Below are 13,583 nucleotides of genomic sequence, written 5' to 3' on the forward strand. Positions count from 1 at the left end.
TGGCCAAGGCCGGTACCTGCGCCGGTGGCAGTCATGTGTACGTCCGGCACGGCGGTGGCAAACCTCATGCCCGCCGCGGTCGAGGCCCGCTATGCAGGGGTCCCTCTGGTGATCGTCACTGCCGACCGCCCTCCGGAACTGCGCGGTCGCGGTGCCAGTCAGACCATCGATCAGGTCGGATTCTTTGACCACGTCGTCGTCGGATCGCGGGACCTGGCTGTCCCAGAAGATGCTGAATGGTCGGCCTCGCCGGTGGTGGACCTGGTACAGATGGCCGTGCGCACTCGGGCGCCCGTGCACCTGAACATCCCCTTCCGGCCCCCGTTGGTCGGGGCGCTGGAACGCTCGCATAGCGCCTCGCCGCCGGGAGCGATCACAGCACTAGCGGCGACTTCTTCCTCCAATTCCGCAGCACCTGACCCGGAAGTGACTCGTCGGTCGGCGCCCGCTCTGGCGGGTGCAGCGCGGGGAGCGTTCCTCGTCGGCGATCTCGATGTCGGCGATGACGGCGTCCGCCGCTGGATCCACGACGTCGCCGACGAGTGTGGCTGGCCGATCGTGGCCGAGGCATCGTCGGGCATGCTCGGTCAGCCGGGCGTTGTCCCGGGGGGGACAGCGATGTTGTCCGACCCGGTCCGCCGCGAGCAACTGCGCGCTGATCTCGTCGTCACGGTCGGACCCTTCGGTCTCGACCGTGGCGTGCTGGCCTGGGTGCGGTCAGCCCAGCGTCACGTCGCGATCCGATTGCGGCCCCGAACCGACCCGCCGGACCCGTTGGCCACAGCCGAGGTCGTGGTGGATCACATCCCCTCACTGACCGCGGTGACTCCTGACCCATCCTGGCGGTCTGCGTGGAACCACGACGTGCCGGCTCCACTACTGTCGTGGTCCCCCGAGGCGGTCGCCGCGACGGTGTGGCGGCAGATGGAACGCGACGATCTCCTCGTCGTGGCGTCGTCGACGGCTGTCCGTGCGCTGGCTGCGGCTGCGCGGGGACCCGGTCCCAAAGTCATCGCCAACCGGGGCGCCAACGGGATCGACGGGCTGGTCAGCACCGCCTGGGGTGCGGCGGACGTGTGCTCCGGGCGCACAGTGGCGCTGCTCGGCGACCTTGCCTTCCTGCACGACACCAACGGACTGCTCGTGCCCGCAGCGGAGCCGAGACCCGACCTGACCTTCGTCGTCGTCGACAACAATGGCGGTGGGATCTTCGCAAGCCTGGAGCAGGGTGCGGCGCAGTACGCCGACACCTTCGAACGGGTCTTCGCCACGCCGCACGATCGAGACCTGGTGGACATTCTCGCCGCGCATCAGGTGCCTGCCGGTGTGGTGACCGACACCGACACCCTCGCCGATGCGCTGACAGGGGGATCCGGTGTAAGGGCTGTGGTTGCCCGACTGCCCCGCGGTCAGTTCTGATCCTCGGCGACAATCAGTGGCTGGTGGTCGGTGGATCCCGCAGTGGGCCAGTTGTCCTCGAATTCGCGACCAGAGTGCGGCAAGTCGGCCAATCGCTGCGGTTACCCCGCCGGATGGGGCGGCATCGCGGCGCCGGCGAGCTCGTGAAGATGCGGCCCCGACGCTGGTCCCGCACACTGTCGAATGTGGACGCTTTTGATTTCACCGTGATCGGATCCAACGGCCAGGCGGTAGACCTGAATGACTATCGAGGTCAGGTGCTGCTCATCGTGAACACCGCGAGCAAGTGCGGGTTCACCCCGCAGTTCGCCGGACTTGAGCAGTTGTGGCAGGACTTCGGCGATCGTGGTCTGACCGTCTTGGGTTTCCCCTGTAACCAGTTCGCATCGCAGGACCCCGGCACCGACTCCGAGATCGTGGAGTTCTGCCAGGTCAACTTCGGCGTCACATTCCCGATGATGGCCAAGATCGACGTCAACGGGAAGGACGCGGACCCCCTGTTCCAGTGGCTGACCGCTGAAGCACCCGGCCTGATGGGCAGCAAGCGGATCAAGTGGAACTTCTCGAAGTTCCTCGTCGGCCGTGACGGGCAGGTCATCAAGCGGTACGCACCCAATGACGAACCTGCGGGACTCGCCGACGACATCGAGGCCGCCTTGGCCGAATCAGCGGCTGCCTGACTCGACGAACCGTACGGCGGTGGGGCTGATCAGGACAAGGCGGCGCGCATCGCCGCCAACTTGACCTCTGACTCCCGCAGCTCTGCTTGACTGTCCGAGTCGGCCACCAGTCCGCACCCCGCGAACAGGCGCGCTGTCTGCAGGTCATCGTCGAACTGCGCGCATCGCAAGGCGATCGCGAACTCCCCGTCGCCGTTGGCATCGAACCACCCGACCGGACCGCTGTAGCGGCCGCGGTCGATGTCCTCCAACTCACCGATGACCGCACTCGCCCGTTCGGTGGGAGTCCCACAGATGGCGGCGGTGGGGTGCAGGCTCGCGGCCAAGACCAGTGCACTCGACCCGTCCGCCAGACTCCCGGTGACGTCAGTGGCGAGGTGCTGCACGTTGGCGAGACGCAGCACGGACGGCTCATCCGGCACGGACAGATCCGTGCAGTGGACCGCGAGAGCGTGCGCCACCGAGCGGACTGCGTAGTCGTGTTCGTCGAGGTCCTTGCTGCTTGCCTTCAGTACCCGGGCCGCGGCCGAGTCTGTGCGACTCGATGTGGTCGCGGCGATCGACCCCGCCAGTACGCGGGACATGACGTTGTCGCGGGAACGCCGCACCAGGAGCTCCGGAGTGGCGCCGACCAGTCCTTGGATGTGAAACGTCCAGCACTCGGGATACCGCTGGCCGAGTCGCCGCAGCACGACCTCCAACGGGACCGGACCATCGAACCGGGCGCGCAACTCACGGGCCAGGACAACCTTGTCCAGCTCACCCGCGGCAATGCGTTTGACGGCTTCGTCGACCGCAGCGGTCCATCGGGAGGCCGACGCCGTGTCGTCGTCCCAAGTGACAGCCGGGAAAGGGGACTCGCGTGGTTCGTCGACCAGATCGCCGAGTCCCGTGGGCGTGGCGATGAACGGGGGGTCGACATCGTCGTGCGACCACACGTCCGTGCGCCAAGACATCGAGCCCCGCGACCCGACGAGTGTCCGCGGGATCACGACCACGGACTCGTCCGCCGCGTCATCGAAGGTGAAGGAGGCGAAAGCGACGGGGCCCGCACCGACCACTCCCGACGAGTCGTGGACCTGGGCTTGGGCCAACCACTGGCTGACCCACCGCTGGGCCCGGCTGAACCGTTCCGCACCTCGGAACTGAGCCGATGCGGCCACCCCGAAACCGACCATGCCCTCGCCATTTCGGACCCACGCGACGGTCGGGGTCTGGCGCCATGGCGTGTCCAGGAGGTCGACCGGGGCGGCGAGTGCGCGGGTCCGGATCGGTCGGGAATTGGGCACGGACCAAGATTAGACGGATCACGCGTAGTAGGCAGATGCGCCGCGGCAGTGCGACTGGTTGGATGGTCCCGTGACTCGAGCCGACCTCGACAAGGACCCGCGGGCGGTGGCCGCCATGTTCGACGGGGTCGCCCGGCGCTACGACATCACCAACGACGTCCTGTCGTTCGGGCAGACGGCTCGTTGGCGCCACCAGGTCACCGACGCTCTGCAACCTCTGGCGGGCGCGATTGTCCTCGACCTCGCGGCGGGCACCGGAACGAGCAGTACACCGCTCATCGCCGGAGGGGCGCGCGTGGTGTCGTGCGACTTCTCGATCGGGATGCTGCAACAGGGCCGGCGCCGGTACCCGGCCCAGACGTTCGTCGCGGGCGACGCGCTGGCGCTGCCGTTCGCCGACAACTCCTTCGACGCGGTCACGATCTCCTTCGGGCTGCGCAACCTCACCGATTCGAAGCAGGGCCTACGCGAGATGGCCCGGGTGACCAAACCGGGGGGGAGTCTGATCGTCTGCGAGTTCAGTACGCCCACGTGGGCTCCGTTTCGGACCCTGTACCTGGAGTACCTGATGAAGGCGCTGCCGGCAGTGGCAGGCACGACCTCGTCGAACCCCGAGGCCTACGTGTACCTGGCCGACTCGATTCGAGCCTGGCCCGACCAGCGACAGCTGGCCGAGGTCATCGCCGCGAGCGGATGGCGCGACGTCCGATACCGCAACCTGTCCGGCGGGATCGTGGCGCTGCACCGGGCCAGGTCGTCGTGATGGGCGAGCCCCGGGGAGCCCGCCCGAAGCGCAATCCCGATGCCCCTCGATGTGGTCCACGCAAACTCACTAGACTCTGGCTCGTGAATGGTTTCACAAGCCTCGGCCCGGATCCTTCGGTTGTGGCGCATCGGGGCGTCCTGCTCCCTAGGATGAGCCCGACCGGTGGGAGGAGCGAGTGAACGTCTACATCCCCTTGCTGACGCTGGCGGGACTGGCGGCTCTGTTCGCGCTGTTTTCGATCACGATGGCCTCGCTCACGGGCCCCAAGCGATACAACCGCGCCAAGGTCGACGCCTACGAATGCGGGATCGAACCCACGCCCCAGCCGGTGGGTGGCGGCAAGTTCCCGGTGAAGTACTACCTGACGGCGATGATGTTCATCATCTTCGACATCGAGATCGTCTTCCTGTACCCGTGGGCGGTGTACTTCGACGCGCTCGGCATGTTCGGGTTCCTCGCCATGCTGCTGTTCTTGATCAACCTCACGATTCCCTACGTGTACGAATGGCGCCGCGGCGGATTGGACTGGGACTGACATGGGTCTGGAAGAGAAGCTCCCCTCCGGTTTTCTGCTGACCACAGTCCAAGGGGTCGCAGGGTATGCGCGCAAAGGGTCTCTTTGGCCGGCCACCTTCGGCCTCGCCTGCTGTGCCATCGAGATGATGGCCACCGGAGCCGGCCGCTACGACCTCGCCCGGTTCGGCATGGAGGTCTTCCGCCCTTCTCCCCGGCAGGCGGATCTGATGATCGTCGCCGGTCGGGTCAGCCAGAAGATGGCGCCGGTGCTGCGTCAGATCTACGACCAGATGCCCAACCCCAAGTGGGTCATCGCCATGGGTGCCTGCGCGTCGAGTGGGGGCATGTTCAACAACTACGCGGTCGTCCAAGGTGTCGACCATGTGGTCCCGGTCGACATCTACCTGCCGGGTTGTCCCCCCCGCCCCGAGATGCTGCAGGACGCGATCCTCAAGCTTCACGACCAGATCCAGCACACCAAGCTCGGTGCCAACCGCGAAGTCGAGGTCAGGGAACTCGAAGCCGCTGCTCTCACGGCCGAACCGACGTCCGACATGAAGGGGCTGCTGCGGTGACCGACGAACCCCAGGTGGAGTCCACCACCGGCGCCGACCTCGCCGCTCCTTTCGATCAGTCACCCGAGGTCGTCGGGGTGCGACGCGGTTCGTTCGGGGTCTCCGGATCGGGGGACACCAGCGGTTTCGGTGGGCTCGTCGAGCCGATCGTGTGGCCCGCGCCCGCCAGTCGGCCCTTCGGCGAGCCATGGGATCACGTCACCGACGAGATCGAGTTGTCGCTGGCCGACCGTGGGCTGCCCGCCACCGACGCGGTCGAACGTATCGTCATCGACCGGGGCGAGATCACGTACTACGTGCGCCGGGAGCACCTCGTCGCCTTCGCCACTATGTTGCGAGACGAGCCCTCGCTACGGTTCGAGTGGTTGTCCGGAGTCTCCGGCGTGCACTACCCGGACCAGAAGGGCCGTGAGTTGCACGCGGTCTACGAGTTCCGGTCGATCACTCACGCACGCCGAATCCGCGTCGAAGTGACCTGTCCGGACGGCGACCCCCACATCCCGTCCATCGTCGCGGTGTATCCGACCAACGACTGGCATGAGCGCGAGACCTACGACTTCTTCGGGATCGAGTTCGACGGTCACCCCGCGTTGACCCGAATCGAGATGCCCGACGACTGGGTCGGCCATCCGCAGCGCAAGGACTACTCGCTCAACGGCATCCCCGTGGAATACAAAGGCGCCACCGTGCCGCCGCCGAACGAGCGGAGGAGCTACAACTGATGACCAGCACCATCCACGAGCCCGACGCCGACCGTGTGATCACCGTGACCGGGGGCGACTGGCAGACCGTGCTCCCGGCGCCTGAGGGCGAAGCCGAACGGGTCGTCATCAACATGGGCCCCCAGCATCCTTCCACCCACGGTGTGCTGCGTCTGATCCTGGAACTCGAGGGGGAGTCCGTCACCGAGGCTCGCTGTGGCATCGGGTACCTGCACACCGGCATCGAGAAGAACCTCGAGTTCCGCAGTTGGGTCCAGGGCGTCACGTTCGTGACCCGCATGGACTACCTGAGCCCGTTCTTCAACGAGACCGCCTATTGCCTCGGGAGTCGAGAAACTGCTGGGCATCACCGATGAGGTCCCGGACCGGGCCACGGTCATCCGCGTCATCCTGATGGAACTCAACCGGGTCGCCTCGCATTTGGTGGCGCTCGCGACCGGGGGTCTCGAACTAGGTGCCCTGACGGCCATGATCTTCGGATTCCGCGAACGGGAGTTGATCCTCGACCTGTTCGAGATGATCACCGGTCTGCGCATGAACCACGCGTTCATCCGTCCGGGCGGGGTCGCGCAGGACCTTCCCGACGGCGCCGAGAAGCAGATCGCCGAGACCGTTGCCCTGGTCCGCAAACGACTGAAGGACACCGCCGACCTGTTGGTGGACAACGGCATCTGGATGGGCCGCACCGTAGGAATCGGCTACATGGACCTGCAGGCGTGCATGGCGCTGGGCATGTCGGGGCCAGTGCTCCGGGCGACGGGGCTGCCGCACGATCTGCGCAAGTCCGACCCCTACTGCGGTTACGAGAACTATGAGTTCGAGGTGGCGACTGCGACGACATGCGACGTCTACGGCCGGTTCCTGATCCGTATCGCGGAGATGCACCAGTCCCTGAACATCGTCGACCAGGCGCTCGACCGGCTCAAGCCCGGACCGGTCATGGTGGCTGACAAGAAGATCGCCTGGCCCAGCCAGCTCGCGATCGGCCATGACGGCCAGGGCAACTCCCTGGAGCACATCCGGCACATCATGGGCGAATCGATGGAGGCGCTGATCCATCACTTCAAACTGGTCACCGAAGGCTTCCGGGTCCCGGTCGGTCAGGTGTATTCCGCCGTCGAGTCACCGCGCGGCGAACTCGGAGTCCACATGGTGTCCGACGGCGGTACTCGCCCCTACCGCGTGCACTATCGAGATCCCTCGTTCGCCAACCTCCAAGCGGTGCCGATCATGTGCGAAGGCGGCATGGTCGCCGATGTCGTCGCTGCTGTCGCCAGCATCGATCCGGTCATGGGCGGGGTCGATCGATGAGCACTGAAGGGTGTCACACATGCCGTTGACCGATCAGACTGCTGCGGAGTGCCGTGAACTCGCGGCGCGCTACCCGCAAGCCCGGTCCGCGTTGTTGCCGATGCTCCATCTGGTGCAGTCCGAAGCCGGCATGATCACGTCAGCCGGGATCGAGTTGTGCGCCGAGGTTCTGGACCTGACCACTGCCGAGGTCACGGCTGTTGCCACGTTCTACACGATGTACCGGCAGCACAGTCCCGGGGGGACCCACCACATCGGTGTCTGCGTCAACACCGGGTGCGGCTTGCTCGGAGGAGACGCCGTCTACGACGCACTGGCACAGCGACTCGGTGTGGGCCACAACGAGACCACGGATGACGGTCAGTTCACCCTTGAGCGCATCGAATGCCAAGCGGCCTGCACCCATGCACCGGTCATGACCGTGGACTGGGAGTACTTCGACCGCACGACCGTCGCCGAAGCGATGCGGGTCATCGACGAACTCCAGGCCGGTAACGAGGTCACCCCGACCCGCGGGCCGGTGGTGCGCGGATGGCGGGCGACCGAGCGCACTGTCGCCGGCATCGATGACGGTTTGGCCGACGAAGGTGGCGGAGCCGACGCGCTCATGCTCGCCGGGCTCGACGTGGCCAAGGAGCGGGGCATGACCGCCCCCGGGAAGGCGGACTGATGCCCCTCACTCCGGTGCTCACGGCACATTGGGACGAACCTGATTCCTACACGATCGACGCCTATCGGCGCCACGGCGGGTACACGGCCGTTGCCCAGGCGCTGCGCACCGACCCCGACGAGGTCATCGCCACTGTCAAAGACTCCGGACTGCGGGGCAGAGGTGGTGCGGGATTCCCCACCGGACTGAAATGGAGTTTCGTTCCGCAGAACGACGGCAAACCCCACTATCTCGTCGTCAATGGCGACGAATCCGAGCCTGGCGCCTGCAAGGACATCCCCCTGCTGTTGGCCAACCCGCACGCACTTGTCGAAGGCATCATCATCACGTGCTGGGCGATCCGTTCGAACCACGCCTTCATCTACGTCCGAGGCGAGGTGCCCCAGCCGATCCGTCGGATTCGCCGTGCGGTCGAGGAGGCGCGTGCCGCGGGCCTCGTCGGAACCAACATCCTGGGTTCCGGACTGGACCTCGACATCGTGGTTCACGGCGGTGCCGGGGCTTACATCTGTGGTGAAGAGACCGCGCTGTTGGACTCCCTCGAAGGGCGTCGTGGCCAGCCGCGGCTCAAGCCCCCGTTCCCGGCCGTGGCCGGCCTGTACGCATCGCCCACCGTGGTCAACAACGTCGAGACGATCTCGTCGGTGCCGTCGATCATCGCCAACGGGTCCGCCTGGTTCCGCCAGATGGGTACCGAGAAATCGCCGGGCTTCAAGGTGTGGGCAGTCTCCGGGCATGTCAATCGGCCGGGCATCTACGAAGCTCCCCTCGGCATCACGATGCGCGAACTGCTCGACTACGCCGGTGGGATGCGCGACAACCGAAAGGTCAAGTTCTGGCTCCCCGGTGGGTCGTCGGTGCCGATGCTGGTCGAGGAGCATCTGGACACCCCGATGACCTATGAGGACATGGCCGCGGCGGGCAGCATGCTGGGCACCGGTACGCCCATGTTGTTCGACGACACCACCAGCGTGGTCAAGGCCGTCACCAGATGGCTGGAGTTCTACAAGCACGAATCATGTGGCAAGTGCACTCCCTGTCGCGAGGGAACATTCTGGATCACGGGCAGCCTCAAGAAGTTCGAAGAGGGCCAGGGCGAGGCGGCCCAGGTCGACACACTGGTCGAGTTGTGCAACCAGATCATGGGTCGGTCCTTCTGCGCCTTGGGCGACGCCGCGGCGACTCCCTACCCGGCTGCCCTGAAGTACTTCCGAGCGGAGTTCGAGGCGGCGCTGACGCAATCCGCCGACGACGCTTTCGACCCGACCGCCACCATGGTCATCCCCAGCCCGAGCAAGACCGACGCCAGTTTGAGTGGGGTGGGTGCATGACCACGACATCCGACGCGAACCAGCAGGCAGCTGCGGTGGAAGACATGGTCACAGGCACCATCGACGGCACCGAGGTGACCGTGCCCAAAGGCACCATGATCATCAGGGCCGCGGAACTCATGGGAGTCGAGGTCCCGCGGTTCTGCGACCACCCCCTGCTGGATCCGGTGGCGGCCTGCCGCGCGTGCCTCGTCGAGATCGAAGGCATGCCGAAACCGCAACCGTCCTGCGCCATCCCGCTCGGTGACGGCATGGTCGTCAAGACCCAGCACGGCAGCGAGGTCGCAGCGAAGGCGCAAGAGGGAGTGATGGAGTTCCTCCTGATCAATCACCCTCTCGACTGTCCCGTCTGTGACAAGGGCGGGGAATGCCCCCTGCAGAACCAGTCCATGGCCGTCGGTCGTGGGGAGTCCCGCTTCGACCTGGCCAAGCGCCAGTTCCCGAAGCCGATCAACATCAGCACCCAGATCCTGCTCGACCGGGAACGGTGCGTCATGTGTCAGCGATGCACCCGCTTCGCCGACGAGATCGCGGGCGACCCGTTCATCGAACTCGTGCAGCGGGGAGCGCAGCAGCAGATCGGCATCGGGGAGGAGCCGTTCGATTCGTACTTCTCCGGCAACACGATCCAGATCTGTCCGGTCGGGGCTCTCACGAGCGCGGAGTACCGGTTCCGATCACGACCCTTCGACCTCGTCAGCGTCCCCACGACATGCGAACACTGCGCATCGGGTTGCGCCTTGCGCACCGACTTCCGACACGGAAACGTCATGCGGCGCTACGCCTGGGACGACCCCGAGGTCAACGAAGAGTGGAACTGCGACAAGGGTCGGTTCGCGTTCCCGTATCTCTCCAACGATCGGTTGGAGCAGCCGCTCGTCCGAGAGGACGGAGCGCTGCGGCCGGCGTCGTGGCCCGAGGCTCTACGCCGCGCGGCAGAGGGGCTCAGCGCCGCTGTCGGCCGGGCCGCCGTGCTCACCGGCGGCCGCTTGACACTCGAGGACGCCTACGCCTATTCCCGGTTCGCTCGGGTCGCACTGCGCAGCGACGACATCGATATGCGCGCTCGAGAGATCGGCCCCGACGAGGTCGGCTTCCTCACCGCTCGAGTAGCGGGAACGGCGGGACCGACCTACGCGCAGTTGGAGGCCGCCCCGGTTGTCCTCCTCGTCGCCTTGGAACCCGAAGAAGAGTCACCCATCGTGTACCTGCGGCTGCGCAAGGCCGTCCGCCGCAACGCGACGCCGATCGTGTCGGTGGCGCCGTTCGCGACCCGCTCCCTGCACAAGATGTCCGGGCGCTTGGTCACAGCCGTCCCCGGGGCCGAGGCGCAGTCTCTCGCCAACCTTCCCTCCGATGTCAGTTCACTGCTGGGCCAACCCGGTGCCGTGATCCTGGTCGGCGAACGTGCTGCCGGATCTCCCGGAACCCTGGCGGCGGTGGCGGCGTTGGCCGACGACACCGGTGCCACCATCGGCTGGGTGCCGAGGCGCGCGGGGGAGCGCGGTGCCCTCGATGCCGGTTGCCTTCCCGGACTGCTCCCGGGTGGCCGACCGCTCACCGACCCGGTCGCCCGCCGTGAGGTCGCGGGGGTGTGGGGTGTGGCAGCCGATGATCTGCCCGCTGCCGCCGGTCGTTGTCTGCCCGACATCGTCGCGATGATCGCCGCCGACGCCGCCGTCGAACATGGCGATGACGAGGACTACCTGCCGCAACTCGGCGCTCTGGTGGTCGCCGGAGTCGAGGTGGACGACGTTCCCGACTCCGACGCGCTGCTCCAGGCACTGACGGATGTTCCGTTCCTGGTAGCGATGGAGACTCGGCCCTCGCAGGTCACGGCGCTGGCCGATGTCGTCTTCCCGGTGGCGGTGGTCACCGAGAAGGCCGGCACCTTCGTGGACTGGGAGGGGCGGCGCCGACCGTTCGCTCGGGCCTTCCCCGACACATCGACATTCCCCGACGCCGAGGTCCTGGCCCTGCTCACGGACTACATGGATCTCGACGCCGCACCCCGCGAAGTCGATCGGCTGAGATCCGAGTTGGACGGGTTGGGGGCCTGGAGCGGCACGCGCACCTGGGCCGGTGAGGAATCACCGGGTACACCCCCAACCTCCGAGCCCGGCCAGGCGGTGCTCGCGACCTGGCGCTTGCTGTTGGACCTCGGCATCATGCAGGACGGTGAGCCGTACCTGGCCGGAACACGGCAGCCGACAGTGGCCCGCGTGAGTGCTGCCACAGCTGCTGGTGTCGGGGTCGCGGAGGGCGAGCCGATCACGGTGAGCACGGACCACGGCGCCATCACCCTGGCGGCTGTCATCACCGACATGCCCGACGGAATCGTGTGGTTACCGACGAATTCCGTCGACTCCCGGGTGGGCGTCACACTTCGCGCCACCGCGGGCGATAGCGTGCGGCTGGGAAGGAGATGAGCCGATGCCCGAACTGAGTGCCTTCGGCAACGACCCCTTCTGGCTGGTGTGTCTGAAAACCCTGGGCGTCTTCGTCCTGCTTGTGGTCATTGTCTTGTTCACGATCTGGGCCGAGCGACGCGTCGTCGCGCGGATGCAGATGCGGGTCGGACCCAACCGGGTCGGTCCCGCAGGCCTGCTGCAGTCGTTGATGGACGGTTTCAAGCTCGCGCTCAAAGAAGAGATCATCCCCATCACAGCGCACAAGGCGGTCTACTGGCTCGCTCCGCTGATCAGTGCGGTCTGTGCCTTCGCGGCGTTCGCCGTGATCCCGTTCGGTCCCGAGGTGTCCATCTTCGGGGTCATGACCCCCCTGCAGTTGACGGATTTCCCGCAGTCCGTGCTGTACGTGCTCGCGGTGGCGTCGATCGGTATCTACGGACTGGTCCTGGCCGGCTGGTCGTCCGGTTCGACCTACCCGTTACTGGGCGGACTTCGTTCGAGCGCCCAGATGATCTCTTACGAGATCTCGATGGGCTTGTCGTTCGTTGCCGTGTTCCTCTACGCCGGCACCATGTCAACGTCCCAGATCGTCTCCGCCCAACAGTCGTTGTGGTTCGCGGTGCTGTTGGCGCCGTCGTTCGTCATCTACGTAACCGCGATGGTGGGCGAGACCAACCGAGCCCCCTTCGACCTGCCCGAGGCAGAGGGCGAACTGGTCGGTGGATTCCACACCGAGTACTCGTCGCTGAAGTTCGCCATGTTCTTCCTCGCCGAATACATCAACATGGTGACCGTCTCGAGTATCGCCACGACGTTGTTCCTGGGCGGCTGGATGGCGCCGTGGCCACTGTCCCTGCTGTCGTGGGCCAATACCGGCTGGCTGCCGATGCTGTGGTGGCTCATCAAGACGATGCTGTTCATCTATATGTTCATCTGGTTGCGCGGCACCCTTCCCCGGCTGCGGTACGACCAATTCATGGCCTTCGGATGGCGAGTCCTGATCCCCGTGTCCTTGGTATGGATCGTGCTCGTGTCCGGGCTCAAGGCGATCCGTGAGGAATACGCCGACAGCGCCAACGCGATGCTCACCGGCGGCGCGATCATGCTCGCCATCCTGCTGGCCATCGGATTCCTCGGATCCGTCCGGGCGGGACGCAAGAAGGAGGGTGACGACCTGCCGACAGGGCCGGTCGACATCGAAGGCGAGGTGTTCCCGGTACCCCCGTTGCCCGGCCAGACATTCGACTACACACCTCGCAGTCGAACCGCCGTCGCCGGATCCTCGACAACGGTGACCGCGACCACCGAGGAGGACTCTGATGGCTGAACTCCCCCCCGCATTGAGGGGATTCTGGGTGACCTTCAGAACCCAGTTCCAGAAGGTCAACACCGAGCAGTATCCGGAGCAGAAAGACAAGTACCCGCCCAAGGCACGCTTCCACGGTCGGCATCAACTGAACCGATGGGCGGACGGTCTGGAGAAGTGCGTCGGATGTGAGTTGTGCGCCTGGGCCTGCCCCGCGGACGCCATCTACGTCCAGGGCGCGGACAACTCCGAAGCCCAACGATTCTCACCCGGGGAGCGCTACGGGCGCGTGTATCAGATCAACTACCTGCGGTGCATCTTCTGCGGGCTGTGCATCGAGGCCTGCCCCACCCGGGCCCTCACGATGACCCACGACTACGAGCTGGCGGACAACGACCGCGCCAAGTTGATCTACGAGAAGGAAGACCTCCTGGCGCCGCTGGCGGAAGGCATGGTGCCGCCGCCCCACGACATGGTGGCCGGGGCCACTGCCCAGGACTACTACGACGGACAGGTGGTCGGCGCCACCGACGAACAACGGGAGCAGGCGCGGTTGTTGAACCGCGGGCCAGAGGTGACTCAGTGAA

General features: G+C 66.1%; 14 protein-coding genes. 13 read left to right on the forward strand and 1 reads right to left on the reverse strand.

From position 1 onward, the window contains the following. Nucleotides 1-33: 33 nt before the first annotated feature. Complete coding sequence (locus V9E98_11215) at nt 34-1,419, forward strand: thiamine pyrophosphate-binding protein (GenBank protein ID MEI2717547.1); 1,386 nt, start codon at nt 34-36, stop codon at nt 1,417-1,419. Between the two features lie 185 nt (nt 1,420-1,604). Then, complete coding sequence (locus V9E98_11220) at nt 1,605-2,099, forward strand: glutathione peroxidase (GenBank protein MEI2717548.1); 495 nt, start codon at nt 1,605-1,607, stop codon at nt 2,097-2,099. Nucleotides 2,100-2,128: 29 nt separating this feature from the next. Here V9E98_11220 and V9E98_11225 read toward each other — a convergent pair whose 3' ends face one another. Beyond that, entirely contained in the window at nt 2,129-3,388 is a 1,260-nt protein-coding gene (locus V9E98_11225; GenBank protein ID MEI2717549.1) for an isochorismate synthase, read from the reverse strand. 70 nt (nt 3,389-3,458) lie between these two features. On the opposite strand from V9E98_11225, the gene V9E98_11230 reads away from it, so the two are divergent. The 11 genes from V9E98_11230 to nuoI all read left to right on the forward strand — a co-directional run bounded on the left by V9E98_11230 (nt 3,459) and on the right by nuoI (nt 13,582). Then, the gene (locus V9E98_11230; protein MEI2717550.1) at nt 3,459-4,151 is read left to right on the forward strand and encodes a demethylmenaquinone methyltransferase; all 693 of its coding nucleotides are present in this window, start codon (nt 3,459-3,461) and stop codon (nt 4,149-4,151) included. 178 nt (nt 4,152-4,329) lie between these two features. Further along, nucleotides 4,330-4,689, forward strand: a complete 360-nt coding sequence (locus V9E98_11235) for an NADH-quinone oxidoreductase subunit A (protein ID MEI2717551.1) — start codon at nt 4,330-4,332, stop codon at nt 4,687-4,689. A 1-nt stretch (nt 4,690) separates the two neighbouring features. Beyond that, nucleotides 4,691-5,245, forward strand: coding sequence for an NADH-quinone oxidoreductase subunit B family protein (locus V9E98_11240; protein ID MEI2717552.1), 555 nt, complete (start codon nt 4,691-4,693; stop codon nt 5,243-5,245). Further along, a complete protein-coding gene (locus V9E98_11245) occupies nt 5,242-5,967 on the forward strand; it encodes an NADH-quinone oxidoreductase subunit C (GenBank protein MEI2717553.1) in 726 nt (241 codons plus the stop codon). Before V9E98_11240 ends, V9E98_11245 begins: the two co-directional genes overlap by 4 nt. After that, on the forward strand, nt 5,967-6,323 hold the full coding sequence (locus V9E98_11250) for a hypothetical protein (GenBank protein MEI2717554.1): 357 nt from the start codon (nt 5,967-5,969) through the stop codon (nt 6,321-6,323). Before V9E98_11245 ends, V9E98_11250 begins: the two co-directional genes overlap by 1 nt. A gap of 22 nt (nt 6,324-6,345) precedes the next feature. Next, the gene (locus V9E98_11255; GenBank protein MEI2717555.1) at nt 6,346-7,278 is read left to right on the forward strand and encodes an NADH-quinone oxidoreductase subunit D; all 933 of its coding nucleotides are present in this window, start codon (nt 6,346-6,348) and stop codon (nt 7,276-7,278) included. 19 nt (nt 7,279-7,297) lie between these two features. Next, a complete protein-coding gene (gene nuoE / locus V9E98_11260) occupies nt 7,298-7,948 on the forward strand; it encodes an NADH-quinone oxidoreductase subunit NuoE (GenBank protein ID MEI2717556.1) in 651 nt (216 codons plus the stop codon). Next, nucleotides 7,948-9,279 carry an NADH-quinone oxidoreductase subunit NuoF gene (gene nuoF / locus V9E98_11265; protein MEI2717557.1) on the forward strand — a complete coding sequence of 444 codons (1,332 nt, stop codon included), beginning with the start codon at nt 7,948-7,950 and terminating at the stop codon, nt 9,277-9,279. Before nuoE ends, nuoF begins: the two co-directional genes overlap by 1 nt. Continuing rightward, nucleotides 9,276-11,708: an NADH-quinone oxidoreductase subunit G gene (locus V9E98_11270; GenBank protein ID MEI2717558.1), complete on the forward strand. Its 2,433-nt coding sequence runs from the start codon at nt 9,276-9,278 to the stop codon at nt 11,706-11,708. The genes nuoF and V9E98_11270 overlap by 4 nt, the downstream gene beginning before the upstream one ends. Nucleotides 11,709-11,712: 4 nt before the next feature. Then, nucleotides 11,713-13,017 (forward strand): NADH-quinone oxidoreductase subunit NuoH, encoded by a 1,305-nt coding sequence (gene nuoH, locus V9E98_11275; GenBank protein ID MEI2717559.1) that lies wholly within the window; start codon nt 11,713-11,715, stop codon nt 13,015-13,017. Further along, nucleotides 13,010-13,582, forward strand: a complete 573-nt coding sequence (gene nuoI, locus V9E98_11280) for an NADH-quinone oxidoreductase subunit NuoI (GenBank protein ID MEI2717560.1) — start codon at nt 13,010-13,012, stop codon at nt 13,580-13,582. The genes nuoH and nuoI overlap by 8 nt, the downstream gene beginning before the upstream one ends. The last annotated feature ends 1 nt before the right edge of the window (nt 13,583 follow it).

It is taken from the genome of Candidatus Nanopelagicales bacterium (assembly GCA_037045355.1).
In the GTDB taxonomy this organism is placed as follows: Bacteria; Actinomycetota; Actinomycetes; order S36-B12.

Bases quoted from the DNA above. Each gene is read 5' to 3' on its own strand.
- V9E98_11215 (MEI2717547.1), top strand. From the start codon at position 34: ATGTGTACGTCCGGCACGGCGGTGGCAAACCTCATGCCCGCCGCGGTC.
- V9E98_11240 (MEI2717552.1), top strand. From the start codon at position 4,691: ATGGGTCTGGAAGAGAAGCTCCCCTCCGGTTTTCTGCTGACCACAGTC.
- V9E98_11250 (MEI2717554.1), top strand. From the start codon at position 5,967: ATGACCAGCACCATCCACGAGCCCGACGCCGACCGTGTGATCACCGTG.
- nuoE (MEI2717556.1), top strand. From the start codon at position 7,298: ATGCCGTTGACCGATCAGACTGCTGCGGAGTGCCGTGAACTCGCGGCG.
- nuoF (MEI2717557.1), top strand. From the start codon at position 7,948: ATGCCCCTCACTCCGGTGCTCACGGCACATTGGGACGAACCTGATTCC.
- V9E98_11270 (MEI2717558.1), top strand. From the start codon at position 9,276: ATGACCACGACATCCGACGCGAACCAGCAGGCAGCTGCGGTGGAAGAC.
- nuoH (MEI2717559.1), top strand. From the start codon at position 11,713: ATGCCCGAACTGAGTGCCTTCGGCAACGACCCCTTCTGGCTGGTGTGT.
- nuoI (MEI2717560.1), top strand. From the start codon at position 13,010: ATGGCTGAACTCCCCCCCGCATTGAGGGGATTCTGGGTGACCTTCAGA.